At 29.7% G+C, this 23,130-nt stretch carries 26 protein-coding genes and 1 riboswitch; of the genes, 4 read left to right on the forward strand and 22 right to left on the reverse strand.

Annotated elements, in window-relative coordinates; all coding sequences use genetic code 11:
- Positions 1-60: 60 nt before the first annotated feature.
- Positions 61-981: a phosphate ABC transporter substrate-binding protein gene (locus tag JMO20_RS08470; RefSeq protein ID WP_202709138.1), complete on the reverse strand. Its 921-nt coding sequence runs from the start codon at positions 979-981 to the stop codon at positions 61-63.
- 571 nt (positions 982-1,552) lie between these two features.
- Between JMO20_RS08470 and ychF the strand changes: the two genes are divergently transcribed.
- Positions 1,553-2,644, forward strand: a complete 1,092-nt coding sequence (ychF, locus tag JMO20_RS08475) for a redox-regulated ATPase YchF (RefSeq protein WP_202709139.1) — start codon at positions 1,553-1,555, stop codon at positions 2,642-2,644.
- A gap of 108 nt (positions 2,645-2,752) precedes the next feature.
- Here the strand turns inward: ychF and JMO20_RS08480 are convergent, their stop codons facing one another.
- From JMO20_RS08480 to JMO20_RS08490, 3 genes are all read right to left on the reverse strand, one after another.
- Positions 2,753-4,045, reverse strand: a complete 1,293-nt coding sequence (locus JMO20_RS08480; protein WP_202709140.1) for a hypothetical protein — start codon at positions 4,043-4,045, stop codon at positions 2,753-2,755.
- Positions 4,046-4,294: 249 nt separating this feature from the next.
- Positions 4,295-5,014, reverse strand: coding sequence for a M48 family metallopeptidase (locus tag JMO20_RS08485; protein ID WP_202709141.1), 720 nt, complete (start codon positions 5,012-5,014; stop codon positions 4,295-4,297).
- A 279-nt stretch (positions 5,015-5,293) separates the two neighbouring features.
- Positions 5,294-5,500 (reverse strand): hypothetical protein, encoded by a 207-nt coding sequence (locus JMO20_RS08490; protein WP_202709142.1) that lies wholly within the window; start codon positions 5,498-5,500, stop codon positions 5,294-5,296.
- Positions 5,501-5,620: 120 nt separating this feature from the next.
- Between JMO20_RS08490 and JMO20_RS08495 the strand changes: the two genes are divergently transcribed.
- Positions 5,621-6,025: a helix-turn-helix domain-containing protein gene (locus tag JMO20_RS08495; RefSeq protein ID WP_202709143.1), complete on the forward strand. Its 405-nt coding sequence runs from the start codon at positions 5,621-5,623 to the stop codon at positions 6,023-6,025.
- Positions 6,026-6,048: 23 nt separating this feature from the next.
- On the opposite strand, the gene JMO20_RS08500 is transcribed toward JMO20_RS08495, so the two are convergent.
- From JMO20_RS08500 to pduL, 6 genes are all read right to left on the reverse strand, one after another.
- Complete coding sequence (locus tag JMO20_RS08500; RefSeq protein WP_202709144.1) at positions 6,049-7,956, reverse strand: type I glutamate--ammonia ligase; 1,908 nt, start codon at positions 7,954-7,956, stop codon at positions 6,049-6,051.
- Between the two features lie 113 nt (positions 7,957-8,069).
- Positions 8,070-9,914: an asparagine synthase (glutamine-hydrolyzing) gene (gene asnB, locus JMO20_RS08505; RefSeq protein WP_202709145.1), complete on the reverse strand. Its 1,845-nt coding sequence runs from the start codon at positions 9,912-9,914 to the stop codon at positions 8,070-8,072.
- 206 nt (positions 9,915-10,120) lie between these two features.
- On the reverse strand, positions 10,121-10,921 hold the full coding sequence (locus JMO20_RS08510) for an AAA family ATPase (RefSeq protein WP_243414686.1): 801 nt from the start codon (positions 10,919-10,921) through the stop codon (positions 10,121-10,123).
- A 19-nt stretch (positions 10,922-10,940) separates the two neighbouring features.
- Positions 10,941-12,422 (reverse strand): hypothetical protein, encoded by a 1,482-nt coding sequence (locus JMO20_RS08515; RefSeq protein WP_202709146.1) that lies wholly within the window; start codon positions 12,420-12,422, stop codon positions 10,941-10,943.
- Positions 12,423-12,575: 153 nt separating this feature from the next.
- Positions 12,576-13,247, reverse strand: a complete 672-nt coding sequence (gene deoC / locus JMO20_RS08520) for a deoxyribose-phosphate aldolase (protein ID WP_202709147.1) — start codon at positions 13,245-13,247, stop codon at positions 12,576-12,578.
- A 17-nt stretch (positions 13,248-13,264) separates the two neighbouring features.
- Complete coding sequence (gene pduL, locus JMO20_RS08525; RefSeq protein ID WP_202709148.1) at positions 13,265-13,837, reverse strand: phosphate propanoyltransferase; 573 nt, start codon at positions 13,835-13,837, stop codon at positions 13,265-13,267.
- Between the two features lie 186 nt (positions 13,838-14,023).
- Between pduL and JMO20_RS08530 the strand changes: the two genes are divergently transcribed.
- On the forward strand, positions 14,024-14,740 hold the full coding sequence (locus tag JMO20_RS08530; protein WP_202709149.1) for a creatininase family protein: 717 nt from the start codon (positions 14,024-14,026) through the stop codon (positions 14,738-14,740).
- A 192-nt stretch (positions 14,741-14,932) separates the two neighbouring features.
- On the opposite strand, the gene JMO20_RS08535 is transcribed toward JMO20_RS08530, so the two are convergent.
- From JMO20_RS08535 to JMO20_RS08570, 8 genes are all read right to left on the reverse strand, one after another.
- Positions 14,933-15,232 (reverse strand): MTH1187 family thiamine-binding protein, encoded by a 300-nt coding sequence (locus tag JMO20_RS08535; protein ID WP_202709150.1) that lies wholly within the window; start codon positions 15,230-15,232, stop codon positions 14,933-14,935.
- An 11-nt stretch (positions 15,233-15,243) separates the two neighbouring features.
- Positions 15,244-15,822 (reverse strand): flavodoxin family protein, encoded by a 579-nt coding sequence (locus JMO20_RS08540; protein ID WP_202709151.1) that lies wholly within the window; start codon positions 15,820-15,822, stop codon positions 15,244-15,246.
- A gap of 88 nt (positions 15,823-15,910) precedes the next feature.
- Positions 15,911-16,699, reverse strand: coding sequence for a folate family ECF transporter S component (locus tag JMO20_RS08545; RefSeq protein WP_202709152.1), 789 nt, complete (start codon positions 16,697-16,699; stop codon positions 15,911-15,913).
- Positions 16,700-16,767: 68 nt separating this feature from the next.
- Positions 16,768-16,862: riboswitch (THF riboswitch) on the reverse strand.
- A gap of 79 nt (positions 16,863-16,941) precedes the next feature.
- Complete coding sequence (locus JMO20_RS08550) at positions 16,942-18,057, reverse strand: restriction endonuclease (RefSeq protein ID WP_207753465.1); 1,116 nt, start codon at positions 18,055-18,057, stop codon at positions 16,942-16,944.
- A complete protein-coding gene (locus JMO20_RS08555) occupies positions 18,038-18,733 on the reverse strand; it encodes a TIGR01906 family membrane protein (RefSeq protein WP_202709154.1) in 696 nt (231 codons plus the stop codon). The genes JMO20_RS08550 and JMO20_RS08555 overlap by 20 nt, the downstream gene beginning before the upstream one ends.
- Positions 18,734-18,746: 13 nt before the next feature.
- Positions 18,747-19,367 (reverse strand): DedA family protein, encoded by a 621-nt coding sequence (locus JMO20_RS08560; RefSeq protein ID WP_202709155.1) that lies wholly within the window; start codon positions 19,365-19,367, stop codon positions 18,747-18,749.
- Positions 19,368-19,474: 107 nt separating this feature from the next.
- Complete coding sequence (locus JMO20_RS08565) at positions 19,475-19,648, reverse strand: hypothetical protein (RefSeq protein ID WP_202709156.1); 174 nt, start codon at positions 19,646-19,648, stop codon at positions 19,475-19,477.
- Between the two features lie 75 nt (positions 19,649-19,723).
- Entirely contained in the window at positions 19,724-19,930 is a 207-nt protein-coding gene (locus JMO20_RS08570; RefSeq protein WP_202709157.1) for a hypothetical protein, read from the reverse strand.
- A gap of 241 nt (positions 19,931-20,171) precedes the next feature.
- Here JMO20_RS08570 and JMO20_RS08575 point away from each other — a divergent pair, with 241 nt between their 5' ends.
- Positions 20,172-20,366 (forward strand): hypothetical protein, encoded by a 195-nt coding sequence (locus JMO20_RS08575; RefSeq protein ID WP_202709158.1) that lies wholly within the window; start codon positions 20,172-20,174, stop codon positions 20,364-20,366.
- Positions 20,367-20,500: 134 nt separating this feature from the next.
- Here the strand turns inward: JMO20_RS08575 and JMO20_RS08580 are convergent, their stop codons facing one another.
- From JMO20_RS08580 to JMO20_RS08595, 4 genes are read right to left on the reverse strand one after another with little or no spacing between them, the layout of a single operon-like run.
- Positions 20,501-21,430, reverse strand: coding sequence for an aminoglycoside phosphotransferase family protein (locus JMO20_RS08580; protein WP_202709159.1), 930 nt, complete (start codon positions 21,428-21,430; stop codon positions 20,501-20,503).
- A 23-nt stretch (positions 21,431-21,453) separates the two neighbouring features.
- Positions 21,454-22,233 carry a nitroreductase family protein gene (locus tag JMO20_RS08585; protein ID WP_202709160.1) on the reverse strand — a complete coding sequence of 260 codons (780 nt, stop codon included), beginning with the start codon at positions 22,231-22,233 and terminating at the stop codon, positions 21,454-21,456.
- Positions 22,226-22,645, reverse strand: a complete 420-nt coding sequence (locus JMO20_RS08590) for a DUF134 domain-containing protein (protein WP_341534012.1) — start codon at positions 22,643-22,645, stop codon at positions 22,226-22,228. Before JMO20_RS08590 ends, JMO20_RS08585 begins: the two co-directional genes overlap by 8 nt.
- On the reverse strand, positions 22,642-23,109 hold the full coding sequence (locus JMO20_RS08595; protein WP_202709161.1) for a Fur family transcriptional regulator: 468 nt from the start codon (positions 23,107-23,109) through the stop codon (positions 22,642-22,644). The genes JMO20_RS08590 and JMO20_RS08595 overlap by 4 nt, the downstream gene beginning before the upstream one ends.
- Positions 23,110-23,130 lie beyond the last annotated feature (21 nt).

Here is a 23,130-nt window from a genome sequence, read left to right on the forward strand (position 1 = left end):
GCAGTATAGATATTTCCTTGAAGCTAGAAGTAATTCATATGTGATTATATTATTGATTTATTATTTAACAGGAATAGCTCCTTCTTCAGCAACTTTTGCTTGACCTTCTTCGCTAAATACAAAGTCTAGATATGCTTGTACTTCTGGTGTTACATCTCCATTTGTTAGCATTAGGAAAGGTCTTGATACTGGATATTTATCAGCTAAAATGTTTTCTACAGTTGGTGCAGTACCGTCTATTTCAACTGGCTTAACAGTATCATTTAAGTATGCTAGTGATAAGTAACCAATAGCATTTTCTTTTTGTGCTACGTTTTGTCTCACTGTTCCGTTACCTTCTGCTATTATTGCATCTCTAGTTACTGCACTTACTTTCTTTCCATCTACTTCTTTCTCTAGTTCCATGATTTCTTCAAAAGCACCTCTTGTACCTGAACCTGCTTCACGACTTACTACTATGATTTCGGCATCGTTTCCACCAACTTCACTCCAGTTAGTAATCTCTCCTTCGAAAATCTTAGAAACTTGTTCTTTTGTTAAATCTTCTATTGCTCCATTACTTGGATGAACCACAACAGCAATTCCATCATAAGCAATTATATGTTTTGTTAGTCCCCAACCTTCTTCTTCGGTTTTAAGATTTCTTGAAGCAGTTCCTATATCAGCAGTTTTATTATGTGCTGCTTTTACTCCTGCTGAAGATCCAATACCTTGAATGTTAACTTTTACTCCAGAGTTTTTATCCATGAATGCTTCTGCTATTGCTTCTGCTACTGGTTGTACTGATGTTGATCCTGCTATCTCTACTGTTCCTGTTGCTGAATCATTTGAATTATCATTGTTATTTTCTTCTTGACTATTGTTTTCATCTTGAACATCATTATTAGTTTCTTCTCCTTTTGAACATCCTACTAATGCTCCAAATGCAAGTAATACAACTAAAGCTAACACTAAAATTCTTGATTTTCTAAATAAACTCATTAAAACTACCCCTTTCATTTTTCATAATTGATTTAATTTGTCCTCTGTACATTTAGAAGTATAGCAATTTTTTCTAGGTTATATGTTTTGGAACTGTTAATGGTTTGTTAAGAACATGTTAATTGATAATATTTCTTTAAAGAATTGCTAAAAATACTAAGTTATTTCTTTATCTTAGAGAGTTGTATATTCACAAATCAAATATAATTTTGTATAAGTTCCACTATATGCTTTCATTATTTAAAGTATATCTATAAAACTCAAAAGAATATTATTTACCCTATAAAGAAAAACTGTATATGACATAGTTTATAAGCTTATTACTCAAAACTATTTTGGTTATTGATATTAATATTTGAGAAAACTGTATATTAAATTTTCTTAGGGAAATATATTTAAATTGAAAATATGCAATTTCCTAATTTAATAGAAATGAAAAGATTATTAGCTGATTCATTTTATAAAACCCTATATTATATATAGAAACTCTCAAAGTTCATTGAAGTATATGTATTATTGATGTATAATTTAATCTGATGTGTTTAGAAGTTTATTTGAAAGGAAGATATAAATGAAATTAGGTATTGTCGGACTACCAAACGTTGGAAAAAGCACTTTGTTTAACGCTATTACTTCTGCAGGAGCAGAATCAGCTAACTATCCATTTTGTACAATTGAGCCGAATGTAGGAGTTGTAACGGTGCCAGATGAAAGATTAGACTATTTGGAAGAGATGTTTTCATCCCAAAAGAAGATTCCTACAGCTATCGAATTCTTTGATATAGCTGGATTAGTTAAAGGTGCTAGTAAAGGTGAAGGATTAGGGAACAAATTTCTTTCCCATATTAGAGAGGTACAAGCTATTGTTCATGTTATAAGATGTTTTGAAGATGAGAATATTACCCATGTTGAAGGTAGTATAGATCCACTTAGAGATATCGAAATAATTGATCTAGAGCTTATTTTATCTGATTTAGAAATAATGAGTAGAAGACTTACAAAGACAGAAAAGTTGGCTAAAAATGATAAGTCTTTATTGAAAGAGCTTGAAATAATCAGAAAAATTGTGGAAGTATTAGAAGCTGGTAAAGCCGTTAGAACATTAGAGTTCTCAGATGACGATCAAAAATTTGTTAAACATTTAAACCTATTGTCTAATAAACCTGTTTTATATGCAGCTAATATTTCCGAAGATGATATAATATCAGAAGAAACTAATGAATACTTAGAAGCAGTATTGAATCATGCTGAAAAAGAAGGTTCGGAGGTTATTACAATCTGTGGAAAGATAGAATCTGAAATAGCTGAATTAGAAGAAGAAGAAAAGGAAATGTTCCTTAATGAATTAGGTTTAACTGAATCTGGGTTAGATAAGCTTATAAAGGCAAGCTATAAACTATTAGGTTTAATTTCATTTTTAACTGCTGGACCAAAGGAAGTTAGAGCTTGGACAATCAAAGAGGGTACAAAAGCTCCTCAAGCAGCTGGAAAAATTCACTCTGATATTGAAAAAGGCTTTATTAGAGCTGAAGTGATTCATTTTGACGATTTAAAAAATTGTGGAAACATGACAAAAGCTAAGGAAAAAGGATTATTAAGACTAGAAGGTAAAGAGTATATTATGAAAGATGGAGATGTGGTAGAGTTTAGATTCAATGTTTAGAAGAATCAAACAAAATAATTTTCATTCTAAGTGTCAAATCGAATTCTTTTAAAATAATGCTTTATATGAAAATGCTCCCGATAATAATATCAGGAGCATTTTTAAGTCTTAAACTAATGCTTCTTTAATAATCTTATCAGTACTAACTCCATTATAGCTTTCATCTAATTTTGATAATTTTCTTTCTAATTTTTTATATAATTTTCTCATATATCTTACTCTATAAGGGAAAAACCTCTTTATTTCCTTAAAATACTTCCTAGTATATAACTTTTTATTTTGAGCTATTGAAAACAATATAAGCTGCAAACAGTTTTTCTTAATTAATTCTTTTAGTTCATTAATATCATCAGTATTAAAGCACTCTACATTATCTAAAAGCTCTAATGTAAAGTTAATTAATTTGTTTGTTACATTATCCAAAGGCCATTTTCTAGCTAATTGAGAAATTATCGTTATATGATTATTATTGGAGTCATTCTCAGCATCCTGTAAATCATCACATATTTGAAGAAGAACCCCATATCCAAAAAAGAATTTGGCCTCTTCCCACCTCAGATTACCATTTATTAAATATGCATCAGCTAAAACTGAAGCTCCTCCTTTTTCTATGCTAATGCCTAAAATATCATCTTCATATGGTCCTGATTTCTCTTTATGCTGCTTAAGACTTTTTGTTTGAGCTCTATGAATATATAGCAAGCTTTTATAAACTAATGGATATTTATCTCGTTCATATTCGCTATTTATTTCATCTATCAGTTTATAAATTTTATTTTCATAGCTAGTAGTAGATTTTATAGGTTCTCCAGCTATTTTTCTTTCAAACCTTTCACTTAAGGTATACTTTTCTTCTTTACTTTTTTCCTCATCATCTAGATAGTTATCAGTATATGGATATAACATGCTATAACCAAAAATCGAAGGTGTTAGTTCTATTTTTTTTCCTATTAGCATTTGAATTATATTCATAATCCAAACATTTCTCATTGCTTGACCAATATCTTGTATTTCTAAAGAAGAATCAAATTCTTTAGCTCTATTAACAAATTTCTCAGTTGCTTGAAAAAGTCCTTTACCAAGTAATAATTCTTTATCCTCTAAAGATACCAAGTCTGATTTAAGAATAAAATCATTAATTATTTCTTTAATATTCATCTTCCACTCTTTTCTCATTCCAGCATCTGAAGGATATTGCTTAATCATTTTTATAAATTCATTAATAAATTTATTGGTTTCCTTTTCTTTAATTCTCTTATACCAATAGGTGTTCTGTTTATCTAGAACGGGAAATCCTATACTAGTTTTCCACCATTTATTTATAAAAGTTTCTTTTAGTTCCCTTAATTCATTAAACTCCTCTTGCTTATCTATCAATTTAATGGACTCTTGAAGATTCATATATAATTCTCCCACCTTTATTATTTAAGGAAATTAAGTATTCATAATCCCGTATAAAATTTAGTATGTAAACTACTCACTTAAGACTTCTTTACAATTTATATTTCATCTATCAATAGTATTCAATATATGTCATTTAATTCCTTTTATTGTATTAAAAAAATAACAATCCCCAATTTTAGGAATTGCTTTCTTTAATTCTTCTATATATAAAGTTTTAGAAGCATGTTTATCAAAATTTTAATAATATTATATCGTTAATTTATGACCATTCTTTTTAAACCACATTTTTCTTTCCTTATAGTCAGGGTTGATTTTTTCAACTAGATTCCAAAAATCCTTAGAATGATTCAAATGTACCATGTGACACATTTCATGTACTACAACATACTCGATTATGTGTACTGGAGCCATACCAAGTCTCCAATTAAACATTAAATCTTTCTTCGAGTTACAGCTCCCCCATCTCTTTTTCTGTTCTTTAACCCTTATAGACCTTGGCCTAGAATTGAAGGATAATTGATGTGCCTCTACTATATTGAGTATTTGTTTTAATGTTTCTTCTCTATACCATTTTTCTATTGCTAGCTTTATCTTTTCTTTAATTAAATTGTTACTACTAGATATAATATAAAGCTTGTTATTCTCAAATGTTACTCTAATTTTCTTTTCTGATGGGTCTACTACGAACTGAAGAGTATATTCATCTCCCAAATATAAGAACTTTTCCCCTTCAACAAAGCTTTTCTTATATTTACTATAATCAATATCCTTTAACTCATCCAACTTATTCAATATCCACTGCTTCTTTTCTTCAACCGATTGTATAATGGCTTTTTCTGTAATATTTCTAGGAGCCCTAACTATAATTGTACTAGGTGGAGTGATACGTATCTCCATGGTTTTCCTATTGCTACGTATAATGTTAAATTCAATTTTTCGATTTTCATGTGTGATTTCTAATTTCATCTTTTTCTCCCATACTATAGATTGTAATAAGAATGGGTATTTGACATATACCCATTGAATCGTAATATCTTATTATTTACTATGTAATTATTCCAATTTATGTATTAAATCGAGAAAATTGCATAGTAAAATTTTACGCAAAAATATATTTAATTTGTAATTATACAATTTCCTCAATTAATTATAGCATATAATTTTGCATCAAAGAGTGAGTTTCGTAATTCCATATGGTTATTGTAATATTAAGTTTAGTGGGAGCACTACTAATAGTTTTTTACATTAGGTCTCTTTATTCTGTATATTTAAATATATTTTAAGATTACGACAGAAGATTTCAAAGGAAACATCCTTCTCAAAGATTAAATAGTTATATATAATATCTCTACCTGTGTCTTCTAATGCTTCAACTAAATCTTTTTCAGAAATGTCAAGTCTATACCCAATTTGGTCTTCTAAACATCTTCTAAAGTTATCTAACATAATCATTACGCTCACCTCTGCATTTGATTGTATTCGTATGTATGCATTATAACATACTACTCTCCTTTTTGCATCATTCCAACTATTAAATTTGTCAATATGCTAGGATTAAGTAGAGGTGATACAATGAATTTTTCAGAACGACTGAGAATCTTAAGAACAGAACAAAGCCTTAAGCAAGAAGAATTAGCTAAGATCCTAAATATAAGTAGACAATCTGTAAGTAATTATGAAAATGGAGCTAGATTCCCCAGTGATGAACTACTATTACATAGAATCTCTAGCTATTTTAATGTTTCACTAGACTATTTGTTAGGTGCAACTAATATAAGGAATTATTTTAATAATAAATTAGATAACTCAAAAATAAGGGAAGATACTTCTTTATACTCTTTAGATAAAATTGAAGCCTTAGAAAATTTATTTGAGGTAGTAGATAATATGCCTGCTCATAGGATAAATCAGATTACTAGTGCAATAAAAATCTTTGTATATGATGACAAGGAAGATAAAGTGAAAAAACAGCGATAGCCATAATGGCTATCGCTGTTTTTCTATTCAATTTCAAAAAGATTTTTCTTGTAATTAAGATATAGCTCTTTGATTTCTTTCATATTACTATTCATCTCAAGCTGTAGTTTTGAAGCTATTTCATAGTCTTCTGAGTCTAATGCTTCTTTTATTCTAGTAAATAATGATTTAGTATTTAAGCTATCCTTCATAAGATAAACCTTTAAGCTATGGATTTTTTCCCACATTACAACATCTAAATCTGTCGAAGTCTCTTCTTTATGAATTTTCTTGCAGCTTCTTAATATCTCTATATTATTTTCTAATATTCTATTTTTTAACTCCATCTTCCACTTTTCTATGCTACTGATTTTAAATGAATTAACTATATCCTCTGTAAATACTCCACCTTGAAGCAAAGTGTTTTTCTTTTCTGGATATTTATCTAAGTTAATAACATTTTCCCAAACTGTCGCAGGAGGAATTCCAAACATCTCATCTCTTTCATCCTTCGAGTAATGTTCAAATACATCTTTTTCACTTCTATAAGCTCTATTTCTCTCTAGATAGCTACCTTCTTCTCCTGGTTTCTTAGATATCTCGACTTCAAGTTCCTTAGTATTCTTTCCGCTTAGAGCAACTCCCTCTATTCCATCTAATATTGCTTGATATAAACTAGCTAACACTAAATAAGTGTTGGATAATGGATTTGGAGATCTAACTTCAAATCTTGTTGCTAAAGGATTGTCCATATCCCTAATTAATCCTACTAAAACAGAACGGTTTCTTGAAGGTGTAATAGTATCTCTTCCTAGAGATGCCACAACGCAAACAGGAGCCTCAAATCCAGGTTTTAATCTGTTAAAAGCATCATTTGATGAAGTAATAAATGGATTAAGAACTTCATAGTTTTTCAATATTCCCATTACTGCTCCATATCCGATTTCGCTCATAAAATCATTAGCTATATCCTTTGCTGTGAAAAGATTTTTAATTCCACCACTCTTTAATTTTACAGATACTCCTACGTGGGTATGCTCCCCACTTCCCGCTACTCCTTCTATAGGCTTAGCTCTAAAAGTAACATCTAATCCATAGGACCTGAATACATCAGTAATTATTTCTCTAGCTAAAATTTCATTGTCCGCCGTTTGTAATGCAGAGCTATATTTCCAGTCAATCTCAATTTGCTCCATTACATAGCTTGATTTACCATCAATCCCAATTTTACTAGTTACTCCACCTACTTCTTTATGACCCATTTCTGGCTCCATGCCATATTTTTCTAAGTACTCTATACTTTTTTCCATGACAGTTCTTACAGTACCTTGAGTTTTCTTCCAGTATTGCTCCTTAAGCATTTGAGAAACGGCCAACTTCTCTATATCTCCTCTATCATCAGGAGTTCTAACCCACATCTCTAATTCAGTTGCCGAAGTCAAATTTACTTTTTCAATATCATTAACATCTTCAATTCCAATGCTAGCTAGCATTTTAGGATTTTCTTTAAAGATACTCAAAATTTTGTTTTCAAAATTTTCTCTAGCCCTATCGAGAACTGCCCTAGAACCTACTCTCCTATTATTATGAACTAAGAAAGATGGTATTTGTAATGTTCCTACTGGCAAATTGGAGTCTTCACAAATGTTGTCAAAATTGTAATCGACAAACCAATTTACATTTAAATCAGGTACTAGGTCAACCCTCGCATTATTAAGTGTTGCTATCCCTTGAAGTACAACACTAGAACCATCTGTTTGAATACCATGCTTTAAAAATCCATTTATATCTTCCAATAGGATTTTAACAGGTATCCTTTCATCAGTAGCATTTCCCCCTATGTCTATACCCATTAATGATATGAATTTTATCTCCGGATGGGATGACAATATTGCTTTAAGACTGTTACTATCATGTTTTGCTGGTGTAATTACGTGTACCAAACTTGACATTTTTATCTCCTCCCTTTAAATGGTTTTAATATATTCTGAAATTAATCAAGCTCATATACTATTATTTATCATAATTTAATATATATGAGCTTATGATTAATTCTAAATATCTATTAAATTTCAATTTTTACATTGTATTCTTCTAGCCAAATATTAAGTTGAATTAGATAAGCAATCAGCTGAGGTCCTGTCATTAATTGTCCAAACCACGGTTTCTTATATGATTCACCACCAGTTCTCACTATTTGCTTTACAGTTTCAGTATCTATAAGCTGATGAACTGGAGCATTCTTATCTTCTAAAATCTTAGTCATCCATTTCTGAACTATCCTTGTATATTCTGGATTATGAGTTTTAGGATAGGGACTTTTTTTCCTTTCAATTATCTCATCAGGTAATATTCCCTTTAATGCTCTTCTTAATAACCCTTTTTCTCTACTATCACAAAACTTCATATTCATAGGAATGTTAAATCCATACTCAACTATTCTATGATCAGCAAATGGAACTCTCACCTCTAAGCTATTAGCCATACTCATCCTATCTTTTCTATTCAATAATGTTATCATAAACCATTTAATATTTAGATAGAATAATTCTCTCATTCTCTTTTCCCTTGGAGATTCATTCTTCAACTTAGGAACTCTATTTATTGTTTCTTCATATTTATCTCCAACATAATCACTTAATGGTAATGTTTTGAGTCTATTTGATAGAATGTTCTTCCTTTCATTAATAGACTTTGACCAAGGGAAAGTATTAGCTTTAATATCTTCTTCCCTTGTATACCAAGGATATCCCCCAAATATCTCATCAGCACATTCTCCAGAAAGACCAACTACTGCTTCTTTCCTAATTTCTTTACAAAATAAATATAGTGATGAATCAATATCTGCCATACCAGGTAAATCTCTAGCTAGGACTGAATCGTATAGGGCAAGGGCCAAATCCCTATTATCTAGTTCAATACCATGATGTTTACTTCCAATGTATTTTGACATTTTCCCTACCCAGAATGAGTCTGAATTTGGTTGAAATTCATTTGCCTTAAAAAACTTATCATTGTCTTTATAATCTATAGAATAGGTATTTAACACACCCCTACCATCTTTTTTAAATGATTCTGATGCAATTGCTGAAATGGCACTTGAATCTAACCCACCAGATAAAAATGTACACACTGGTACATCAGAAACTAATTGTCTTTCTATGGCATCTATCACTAGACTTCTTGTTTCTTCTATAGTAGACCTTAAGCTCTGGTCGTGAGGCTTAGCCTCTAGCTTCCAGTATTCCTTCATCTTTATTCCATTTGGAGAATATACTAAGTAATGTGCTGGTGGTATTTCCTCAATATCTTTAAAAACACCGTTACCTAATGATCTAGCTGGACCTAGCCCAAACAATTCTAAGAGTCCATTTTCATTTACTGTAGTGTCAATATATGGATGAGCCAATAAAGTTTTTATTTCAGATCCAAAAATAATTGAATCATTTTTTATAGAATAAAATAGTGGTTTAACTCCTAATCTATCTCTGGATAAAAATAAAGTTTTATTTTCCTCATCCCATATACCAAATGCATATATCCCATTAATATGATCAAGACATTTCTCTTTCCACTCGATGTACGAAGTTAGCAAAACCTCAGTATCAGAGTAGGATTCAAAGCTATAACCCTTTTCAATAAGTTCATGTCTTACATCCTCGGTATTATATAACTCACCATTATACACTATTACGTACCTTTTGTCATGTACTTTTTTTGCCATGGGTTGTTTTCCGCCCTCTGGGTCGACAACTGTAAGTCTCCTATGACCTAGAAGTGCATTTTTATTTAAATAATATCCATAATCATCTGGTCCTCTATTTGACAAGGTTTTTGTCATCTCTTCAATAATCATTTTCCTATCTACTATATTTTCATGATAATTAATCCATCCAGCAATACCACACATTTTTTCCAACTCCTTTATTGATAATGATAACCATTTGATATCCGTTGTTATATATACATTTATATGATAATGAAAATCAATTGGTTACAAAAGAAATAAAAAAGGCCCTGACATTTAAACTTTAATGTCAGGACAAAAGCTATAATAAATATACTTTTAGAAAATTACATAAAATTTCACTTATAATTATCTCATTTAAAATTATCTTATAGATGTCTGAGGAAGCTTTTTGGATTGTTTAAAAAATCCCTGGTTAGCTTCACATGCTCTAATTCATCATACTCCATTCTTTCAATAGGTATTTGGTCAAAGCTGATTATATCAGCATCTGGAATAGCCATCAGAATAGGTGAATGAGTAGCTATTATAAATTGACATCCTTTATTAACCATATCCTTAATCATAGAGATCAAAGTAAGCTGTCTTAGAGGAGATAAAGGTGCTTCAGGCTCATCTAAAATATATAGACCTTCTTGAACAAATCTACCTTCAAATAATTTTAAAAAGCTCTCTCCATGAGAGTTAGCATCCAAATCCTCTCCATACTTATTTTCTAACTCATAAATTGTTCCTACAAATGGACTTCTTGCCTTCATATATGCCCAATTTGACCTATCTTTGTATTCATGGTCTATTTCCTTAAGTCTATCATGCATCTCTACCTTCATTTTTGAAATACGCTTAGTAAAGTTAAAGAAATCCTCAGCCCTAAGGAAAAAACCTCTATGCTTATTTATGTTCCAAACCAGCCTTAAGCACTTACTCAATTCCCTCACTTCACTAAGACTCATATCATCTTCTAAACTTTCTCCACCAATAGAAGGTAGCCCTATGTTCGATGCTAATGCTTCTAAAAAGGTTGATTTTCCACTCCCATTTTCTCCTACCAGAATTGTTACTGGAGAGCTTAACTCAATGATTTCCAAATTCTTTATTGTTGGTATATTAAAAGGAAATCTGTTTGATTTTTTATTATTCATATTTATTACACTTCTTAGGGAAATCATAAATAATAACTCCTTTATCCTATGCATTTTTCATTATTAGCTTCTGTGGGTCAAACTCAACATAAGGGTCCCATTTTAATTGGTCCTCATCATATATTATGTACTCACAATGAAATTCTTCTACAACAGATATATTGGGTAAAAACTTAGACCAATAAAAATTCTTCCACTTTTCTACATCGAATCTATTTATATAAAAACTTCCACTAGAAACATACCTCTTAGCACCTTCCAATAATACTAAAGACAAAAGTCTCTTGCTATGGTATACAGAAAATATATCATAAGCGTATAGTGGCAACTTAGAATATCTAGATACCCATTCTATTACATCATTGATATTTTCTATAATTTCAATTATATTAAACTTCTCAATTTCTTCTGTTAAAACCTGTTTAATATAAGTAATATCTATCTTATCTTCCTGTATAATATCATGTACAATCCAATTATCTTCTAAATAATCTATTTTACTCTTATCACCAGAAATAATAAAGTAATCTTTTAATAGTTCAAAATCAACATCATCTTCATCTATAAATATGACTGGTTTCAAGTTAGTTTTTTCTTCAATATCCTCGGCGGCTTTTTTTATCCACCATGTTGAATCATCAATGTTCTTACTATTTTTTTCTTTTTCCATAAGTCTATAATAGTTATACTCATTTGTATTTATACTCTTATCTTTCTCTTCTAAAAATTTATTATAGTGAAAGTAAAACACTTCTTTAAATATAAATGGATAGTTTTTGCTATATAAATATCCCATCAATTTATACATATATTGACTCTTCCCACTACCGTTTAGTCTGCCATAAATCAAATGATTAGTAATTTTTCCATTGTTTATGTAATCATCAATACTAGACTTTATTCTTTCAATTGATAATGTACTATAGGTTTTACTTTCCCCTCTTAGTCGACAGAACTCACTCTGAATTATTCTCTTTATCCCTTTTAATATTTCATCATTGGCTACTTTAGAAAATCCCTCTATAGTACTATTAATTTTATCAATCTCTAATCTTTCTAAAGTCAATAGCAAATCATTCTTTAGCTTTAGAAAACAATCATCAATTACTTTATTCAAATCTCCTTTGAAGTCACTATAAAGAACAATATAATCTTTTGCTATTATTTTCTCAATATCTAATGTATCAAGATAACATTCTTCTACCTTAACTCCTTTTATCATCTGTCCTATTGAAAATATGTTTTTTCTAGAATAACTATTAGTAAAATAATGTCCATAAGGCCATCCATATTTATCTTGGATTTCAAAAAAAATATCGTCAACTATAATTCTATCAAATTCTTCCTCTACTATTATCATATATTGAGGATATTCATTGGGAGATTCTTCTTCAAGAAAATTCTTATCTAATAAAATAAATTCTACGACAGAGTTTTCAAATTCGAATAACTTTTTATCAAGTTTGTCTAAAAATTCTATAACGACTTCTCTTAATTTGTTATCTAGTAATAAATCAAAACTTTTCATCTAGTTTCCCCCCACAATATTACTATTTTCCCTAATAGATATATTTCTATTTATTGACTTAGATTCCTTCATTTTAAGGGAATAAAAAAGAGCAAGATTTTATATCCTGCCCTTTTAACTCTAAGTAAAGATTATTAGTACTAAATTCTAAAACTAATATCCTTCACCATCAGATTTACTACCTTCTACAATTGCTACTGATGAACTCGCTCCTATTCTTGTAGCCCCTGCTTCTATCATTGCATTAGCAGTCTCTATGTCTCTTACTCCTCCTGAAGCCTTTACTCCCATGTCAGGACCAACAGTTTCTCTCATTAACTTGATATCCTCAACAGTAGCTCCACCCGTACTAAAACCAGTTGACGTCTTAACAAAATCAGCTCCAGCCTCTTTAGATAGCTTACAAGCCCTTACTTTTTCTTCTTCAGTTAATAGGCATGCTTCAATAATCACTTTAACTATTGCATGGTCAGCAGCTACATCTACAACAGCTTTTATATCTTCTTTTACTTCTTCATCTCTTTTATCTTTTAAAGCACCGACATTGATAACCATATCAAGCTCATTAGCTCCATTTTTTATGGCTTCTTTGGCCTCAAAAGCCTTTACTTCTTTTGTAGTACTTCCTAATGGAAAGCCTATTACAGAAGTAACTTTTACGTCTGTTCCCTTAAGCTCTTCACTTACAAGCTTTACATAAAAAGGATTAACACAAACCGATGCAAAATTATATTTCTTTGCTTCTTCACAAACCTTTACAACTTGCTCTTTACTAGTGTTAGGCTTTAAAATTGTATGGTCTATCATTGACCCAACATTATTCATTCTATTACCTCCAGATATTATTTAATTAATTCAACCATATCACCATTTCTTATGCCTGCTGCATTACCTTCATCAACATCAACATGCATTTCCAAAGCATATTTTGGACTTACTCTAACTAGTACATTTTCAAATACTAATCCTCTTTCTCCAGATATTACTATTTTAACTCTATCTTTATCTTTTACACCAAATTCTTCAGCATCATCTGTATGCATATGTATATGTCTTGCTGCAGCGATTACTCCATTACTTAATTCAACTTCTCCCTTTGGTCCTACAAGTTTAGACCCTGGACTACCTTCTAAATCTCCAGAGTCCCTAACTGGTGGCTTAAGTCCTAATATAAATCCATCTGCTAAAGAAACCTCTACTTGAGTGTTTCCTCTAGCTGGTCCTAAAACTCTTACTCCTTTTATTGTTCTCTTTGGTCCAACTAAATCTACTTTCTCTTCACATGCAAATTGTCCAGGTTGAGATAAGTCCTTTAATTTAGTTAATTCATAACCTGCCCCAAACAATGTTTCAATATCTTCTTGGCTTAAATGTACATGCCTATTTGATAGTGCTATTGGTAATTTAGTTTTCATTATACTTCCTCCTTATATATATTTATTCCCAGTATTATGTAATATAATTATTTATTTTACACTTACAAATCAGGAATTTCATCTCTTTTAAAATTATAATCCTTTTATTTTTAAAAATCAAATAAAGGATATAATTATTATTTGAAGAATTCTTAAGAGGTATAATCTTTCTAAGGAGGTATTTGTATGTATATGAAGTACATGAACATGGACACATTTAAGGAAAAGACTAGTACAGTCGATACAGTTATTATTCCAATTGGTATGATTGAAGCCCACGGACATCACTGTCCTTTGGGAACAGATATTTTAATTCCAAATAAGTTCTGTGAAATTATTGAAGACAAAATAGGTGATAAAGTTATTATTGCTCCTGAAATAAACTATGGACACTCTTGGGCCCTTTCTGTTTATCCAGGCACAATAAATGTATCTACTGAAGCTTTTACTAATTATGTTAAAGAAGTAGCTTTAGGTTTTGTTGCCAATGGTTTTAAAAACATCATACTTCTAAATGGTCATGGAGGAAATATTAGCGCTTTAAGACCTATTAGTGAAGCCATCGCAGATAATAATTCTGTTGCAGTAGTATTTAATTGGTGGGTTGATTTCAGGGATGAAATTTTAAAGATAACTGAAGGTCAAGGCCACGCTGGTGAAGATGAAACTTCAGCTGTTTTAGCAATTGATGAATCCATAGTTGATATGTCTAAAGCAACTTCAAATGAAATAAAAATCAAGGGTAGCATATATTTTAAAGACTTCGGTAAGATAATTTATAAAGATGCATTATCTGGAGATGCTACAAAAGCTAGTAAAGAAAAAGGAGAAGAGATTTATAAATCTGTATCAAAAAGAATTATTGAAATAATTAGCGACGTTCAAAAAGGTGAATACTGCTAAAACATAATTTGACCCATATGTATAGGTTTTCAAGAGTTGCTTATCTATATACATATGGGTCTCTTTTAATAAAATTGATTATTTACAAGCAAAATATCTTTTTCAGCAGATTTGAATATGTAATTTTAGCGTTTATATATTCTCTTGTATTTTTATAACTAGTCTTTTTTAGCAATAATTAATGATTTAATACTATAATTTACTTTCTACTGACTCCATTTTCCCTGTCATACTAGATTGCTTATCTCTTCTATCGTCTATCTTTATTTGTGTAGAGACTCTTTTGGCTCCTTCTCCAAAAGGTACTTCATGCATCTTCCTTATAGCTGCAAGAATTTTGTCTAAATCACCTTCAAGAACTGTCCCCATTGGTGTAAGCATATGTTTAACCTCTGTCTCCTTTTTTAGAACTTCATGGCATTTTGCAACATACTTACTTACGCTTGTATCACCTGTTCCCAATGGAACAATTGTAACTTCAACAATAGCCATTATTACACCTCCTATTTAAAATAATTTTTGCCCATTTCATAGGCTTTACTCATTAAATCTTCCCTTTCCCATACTGGTGTTTTATCAGTGTGAGATGCGAATATATTGTGTTTATAGCTTGTATTTATAGCTTTAAAGAATAAATCCATAACTGGAGTACATCCATCAAATTGATTTTCTCTATATGGAGCTCCACCCACACAAATAAACATACCCACTCTTTTTTTATTTATATCTATGGAAGGATTCTTTAAAACATATTTACTTGACCAATACACCTGACATCTATCTATCATAATTTTAGTTAAGCTACTAACTGTATTAAAATATAGTGGAGAAGCGATAATTACTCCATCCCCTTCATCAAAATCACTATATATATCATCCATGTCATCATTCTTAAAACATTTACCCGTTTTTCCACAGGAATCACATGCAATACATGATGCTATATCTTTATCCTTTAAATATACTTTTTTAATATCAACATCTTCTCCTGAATCTTTTATTCCTTCCAATACTTTATTTAGAAGCTTATCTGTATTTTTGTTCTTTCTTGGACTTCCCATAAGGGCTAAGATTTTTTTCATAAATACCTCCTATATGTATGTAGTATTATTATGCTTTTACTCTTTAATACAATTATACCTAAAAAAAAGCTACTAGGAAACCTAGCAGCTAATTTCTCACATATTTAAAAAACTTTGATAGAACATAGATTGCCATGGAGAATATAGGTATCATAAAAACGCCAGCCAATATTCTTCCAGGTAAGAAAGCCATAAATGCACTATCATATAATATAGTTAACCAAAGAGTATTTAATCCTAATGATATAATTACATAAGAAATAGTAATAATAAACACAATCTTATCTATTGAATAGATACTTTTCCTCGCTCTATCCTCTTTCTCTTTATATCTTCTGCTAATAACAAATGGAATTATTATAAATACAATAGCTACGACTATAGCTATAATAGAAATAACTATTTCTAAAGTGCTACCACTTAAGGTTATATTACCATTCTCAATTGAAATTATCCCACCTGAGAATACTAGATTAACTAGACCAACAGTTAGAAGTATTATTACTATTGTATTTACTATATTAAAGTTAATGCCAGTTCTTCTATTATTCATAATCTTATAAAATAGTCCTGGTATAATTCCCCATAGCATAGAACTTAAAGTAAACCCTGGAAAGAATACCCCGCCCCCTGGATTAAGCATAAATCCAACTAAATCTGCAACTGCACCTGCTATTCCACCAGCAAATGGACCAAATAAAATACCTGTAATTGCAATAGGTATTTGTCCAAAACTAAGTCTTAATGCAGGTACTCCTGCAAGTGGAACCATTACTGCAAATACTCTTGTAAATATTATACTTATTGCAGTAAGTAAGGATGATGCTACCAACGTTCTTGTATCCAACAACTTTCTTTTTTTATTGATTTTTGACATAAATATACCCCCTCTTATTATTGGTGACAGTAATCTATCACACTAAAGAGAAGGATACTCTCTAATGTGACAGCGGACGCAACAAAATACCGCAGGTATGTAACCTTTCGTCTAAGAGCAACTTCCCATCTCTTAACACTTGACGCATTTTGCCTACTCTGCCATTGAAATTAGTTTTTCTATCTACAACTCACATTTTATAATATTTTGTCGTATATGTAAATAAAATTCTTATGTAGTATTTATACAATACCTTTATTATCTTCACTATTTTCTGAAAAAAAGAGCTTAATAAGATAGTTAGCTATTGAAACAATTCCCAATATAAATAAAAGCACTGATATAGCTGTATAATAGCCATCATAAGGAGTAAATCTTCCAAAGAAATATATTATAAATCCAATAATAATATATCTAGAGGATTTTCCTTTTGATAAAACAGTATCTCGGTACTCTTTCAATTTTCTTTTTTTATGATTCACTTTGTTCAATATATTTTTTTCTATTTCACTATTAGAAGGATAGGTCTCGGCCTTCTTCATTATATTTAATATATCATCCATATCCAATAGATGTATTTTAACGTAATTTTCAAGCTTAGGCAAAAGCTCATTGGTATCATCTAAAAATGAAGATGTAGTAATAATCATACCCTCATTAAGTTCATGCTTTCTCAATACTAAAAAAAATTCTCTGACTGCATTGGCATTTACTTTATAGTCACTAGTATATTGAAAGCATTTTATACCAATCTTATTCTCCTTAAAATCACCAACTAAATCCAAATCCTTCTCTGAAGAAATCTTTAAATCTTGAAAATTACATTTTTCTAAATTACTTTTTATTTCCTCAATAAAGTCATAGGGAGTTTCATTTGTTAAATCTTTATAAATTTTCTTTTTAGCTACCTGACTATTTATTTTTTCTACAGCCTTTTTATACTTAACTTTCTTAATTTTATAAGAAATAATAATATATAAAAGTAAAAACTGTAATGAAATAATTCCACTAAACCAAATGTCTGACGTTTTTATATAGAAAAAAACAGTACATATTATCAGAAATAAAGCCTTTAATAATATATCATCAAACAATATGGCAGTATAGGTTTTCCCCTTCCCTATTTTCTCTAAATAATATTTCTTTAGTTTTCTTTTATTACTTTTTTCTTTTAATGCCTTTTGTATATCAAAAAGAATTGTTTTATCAATATCCATGCAATCATCCCTTTCATTCTGATTATATCCATTAAAGGGACGTTTATACTCTTGATACACAGACCTTAGAACTACTTCTTTCATCTTATCTTTTATATAATAGCTTAAATTATCTTTAATATTACATATTACTATTACCAACTTTATTTTTTGTTACTCTATTAGTAATTAACCCTAGTAAAAAGACTACAACTAACTGTATTCCAAATAATCTTATAATCTTAAAAGCCATGCTTTTAAAGAAGTCAAGAGGATACATTTGTATAAGAACCTCAGTTTTAGGATCTAATAGCCATAAATCATTGGTAAACAAAATCTCATGAAAAATAGTAAAAGATTCATAGAAGCTTGTAATAAGTGGTATTGCTAAAAGAATCATAGTTACAACAGGAATTAATGATGATGCTATTAATCCTTTCCCTAGTTTATTCTTATCATATCTAAATAGTAATATAGCGGATATAAGTGCTAAAACCCCGCATACATTTCTAATCATATATCCTTTGGTAAAAAGAACTTTTACATCCTCTAAATGTAGAATCTCTCTTTCTCTAAAAACTTGTCGCTCTTCACCATTTATCTCTGTATATATTACTATGTCATCCCTATTTCCTTTTAAATAATCCATGAGCTTCTCGGTTACTACCATTAAATCATCATGACTGATTCCAGTACTTTTATCAATATTATATTCTTCATATTTGTCTTCAAAAAAACTCATATCTGATACCGATATATCAAGGCTTGATAATAATAAGAATATCGGCAAAGCTAATGCTAATACTACCATAAATATGTAAATGCTATTTTTCTTCATTTTATTCCCCCAATTAACTAAGTAGTTTTCTCTTTAATATGTGCATCAAAGCATAAACTGCAAAAGCACCTATTAAAACAACAAACAAATACCTATTATATTTTTCAATTTTATAAAATATAATAGTCCAATTTTCCCGTAATATTTTCCCTAATACAATAAGAATAATATGGTGAAAAGATGATATTGCTACTATGCTAGTGTAAGCCTTCTTTTTATCAACCTTAAAGATTCCTGCTGATAAAGCCGTTATAGAATATATTCCTGGTATAAACTTGCTCCCAATTATAACAGCTGGTCCAAACTTATGGAATAGATTTCTAAGCTTCTCAACCTTATTTGTATCAAACAATATCTTTATAACCTTTGAGTGAAGAATTCTCTCTTCTTTTTTTCGTCCAATATTATATAAAAGCATTGATGATAATGATGTTGCAGTCACAGCAGTTACAATTACTAAAATCAAATTTAAATTCGCAAGTTCTGTAAGATAACCTTCTATTATGAGAACCATATCGCCAGGATATGGTGGAAACAATACTTGAAGTGTCTGTGATAAAAAGAAAAAAACATATGATAAGAAAACATTTTCTGAAACTATATTTTTAGTAAAGTTTATAATGAGTTCTTCCATTAAATCTACTCCTCACACTTACATTCTTTATTATCTATTGTACCCTTTTCCCTTTATATTGAAAAGTATAAAACAAAAAAAACCCGGTAACCCGGGTTTTTAATATATTATGCCATAGCCCTTTCTAGTTTATCTAAATGCTGGATTGGGAACATTCTTAATAATTCTTTAAACTGATCCACAGTTAATCCTTGAGTAGTAGTGTAGATTCTTATCTTCCCATCTAAATCAGCATTTTCGAAATTCTCTTTAACTGCTTGGAAATTAACATTCTCTGTCATTCTTCCACTCCCTTTATTCTAAATTTATATTTAAAAACTTTACTATTATTATGCTAATGGAACAAAAAAATTATTCTATTCCATTAGATTATGTCCAAATGTATTACCCTCAATCCTTGAAAGATCTTCATAATAGTCTATATTTTCTTTCTTTTCATCTTTGCTATTGTCATTTTCTTCCGTTTGGAACATATTGATATAATCATTTATCATATGTTCCCCAATTTTGTCTAAAAAATGATTATCGCAATACTCTTGAGGACTTTTATTTATATTTTCCATAGAACTCCTCCCTCATAATTTTAATATTATTCTTTTCTTTTTTACATGAAATATTCATATAATAATTTTTTTGAAGGAGTAATATAATAAAATTTTGTGGAAAATATTAGTTAATGAGGATCATCATGAATAATTAAGTGAATATAGAATATCAATTGGTTGAGGTAATTTGCTTTCTAAAGATGTAACACAATTATACCTCCTTCATATTATGTATAGTAAGAATAAAGGAGGTGCACATATGCGTAGACCAATTAATTTAGAGGAAGAAGAAGAAGTTGTTGTTAATGAAGAAGAAAAAAAAGTTGAAAAATCTACGGATGTATTAGGTGGATTATTTGGCGGTGGAGGCTTCATCTGGATTTTAGTGATAATAGTTATCATATTCTTATTTAGCGGCAGTGGATTTGGATTTGGATATAGTGTTGATAAATAAACTAACATAATGAAAATTTAAAACATATATAACTGTAAGCTTATATATCAAATTTGATAATTCCCTGATTTAAAAAAGTGGAACCGAAATGGGTATCCACTTTTTTAGTTGTTATCTATATATGATTTACATTATTAATTCTCCATTAGCCATTTCAAAAGATACATACCTTCATTAAAATAGTCAGGAGCTTTCTCATAGGCCCAACTACAGATTAATAGTCCTTTATTAAAAAGATAATACCTAATTTTTTGATGAAAATCTTCACTAAGTTTTCTAATTTTTGTATAACCTTGCAAGAAATAAAATTCAAATTTAGGTTCTTCAATAAAAATAGTTTGATACAAATCAGTAAAATCTATATCAGGGTCATTAGGATAGCTGTGTTCAAAATCTATTATTCCTGAAATCTCCCATATCCCCTTTTTCTTTACAACTAGAGTATTCCTAGCAGAAAAATCATGATGACACATTGAGGTTTTATCCCTACTTTTTAGTACTTCATAATATTTAACCATCTCATAATATGCCTTAACTAGAAATTCTTTATTTGGTATATCTTGTTTTAATATATCCTTGATTATTCTTTTATCATGCTTTTTTCTATGCTCTAAAAAGTTAATATGATTAACTACTCCAGGACCACAATCTTTCCATGGACCATAATAACTATATCTATAGCTATCATGAATAGTTGCTAAAAGCTCACCTAGATCCTCAAGTATACTCTTTTTATTCTCAAGAGATATGTCCTTCCAAACACTTTCTAAAACAACTCCAGGTAATTTATTTAAAACTAACCATTCAGTACCATTATCTAATCTGCCTTTATCTATAACCTTAGGGCATGGTATTTTTTTATTTATTAAATTTAATGATACCACTTCTTTACACCATCTATCTTCTTTGCCATAAACTTTAAGTATATATTCTTTATCTTCTTCATCCCTTAGTAAGTATACAAAGTGTCTTCCTAAATTATGATGACCAATTGGCTTATAGGTTAGTTTACTATTTAATCTCTCTTCAATAACACTTTGCAATCTTCTGCTAATTTTATGCATATAAAATCCTCCAGTAGATATGTTTACAGCTTTCTTCCATCCCAATTTTTAAGGGCAACCTTTACAGAACGTGCCATTTCCTTCGAAAAATCAGATCCAGTTTTCCTAGCATACATCATTTGTCCAAAATTTTCAGCTTGGAATTTATTATCTTTAGAAATTTTCTTCTCAGTATTTTTATACATATTGTTAAAATCTTCTTTGCTTAACCTTTTATACTCTTCATCAAATACTATATATTCTCTATCAAATCTAGATCTTGGAGTTCTACTGATTTCTTCTGGATAGTAACCTAGGCAAAGCATAGCAACAGGAAATGCCCAATCTGGTAAATTTAACATTTCTTTATGTATCTCATAATTCTCAATTATATCACCTATATAACAAGAACCGATATCTAAAGATTCTGCAGCAATAACTGCATTTTGAGCTGCTATTATTGCATCACTAGCAGCTAATAATAAATCAGACTCCTGTGGTCCATTATATCCTAAATCATGATTTTCACAATACCCTTTAACATTACAGTGGTCATAATAGTCAAACCATCTTTGCATATCTGCTAAAAATACTAATACTACTGGAGCATTAGCTATAAAAGGTTGATTATCACAAGTTTTACTTAATTTTTTCTTTTTATCTTTATCTTTTATTACTAACATTGTATAAAGCATCATATTTCCAGCTGTTGGCGCCCTCATTGCACTATTAATTATAGTATCTAGATGTTCCTTGGATATTTCTCTATCAGCATATTTTCTTAAAGAAACACGCTTATTAATTACATCAATAATTTTATTCATCCTTATTTTCCCCCTTAGCTTCTTTAATATCACATTTATGTATACAGAATTTTTCTCTTTCTTGGTCATTACCAAATTCTTTTTGGCATTTCCTACACCTTTTTTGATGAGGTTTTAAATGATAATTTCCTCCATAAATCTTAATTGATTTTCCCTCAATTAATGCTTCAGCTATCTTTCTCCTGGCTGAACCAATAATATTCTGAAAAGTTTGTCTGGATATCTCCATTTTTTTAGCACAATCTTCTTGAGATAGATTTTGAAAGTCTTTTAATCTTATAGCTTCTACCTCCTCAACCTTTAAAATCACCTCATTTGCTTTATTTCCTTGATTCTCTAAGGGAATAAAATGCTTGTTTTCAGGTATAAAAGCTACCCTCCTACATTTTCTAGGTCTAGCTATGTTACTCACCTCCTTAAACTTAAACACTGATTACATATAGATTTTAATTTGATATCAGTATTTTTGATTATAAAAGATTCTTTCTTTTCTATTTTATTGATTTCTTTAATAATTTTTACTGAGAGATCAGTATCAATATAATCAATGATTCTGTTGCACTCAATACATACTATATGAATATGAATTGCTTTTTTCCCAAATAACTTTAATTCATATAGTTTATTATCTTTATTTATCGTCTCTTCTATTATATCAAATTCTGTTAATAGTTTTAAGTTTCTATATACAGTGGCTATACTCGGGGTTACTTGGCTATTACTAAGCTTTCTAATATTATTATGTAACTCAATAGGGCTAAAATGTTTTTCTGGATTTTTTAGAAATTCTAGAATTATTAACTTTCTTTGAGTAGTTAATTTATGTCCCTTATTCCATAAAAGCTTATCTACATAATCTAATTCTTTAAAAAACATTGTTTCCCTCCTAAAAAAATA

The sequence above is a fragment of the Sporosalibacterium faouarense genome (assembly GCF_016765695.1).
GTDB lineage: Bacteria > Bacillota > Clostridia > Tissierellales > VENL01 > Sporosalibacterium > Sporosalibacterium faouarense.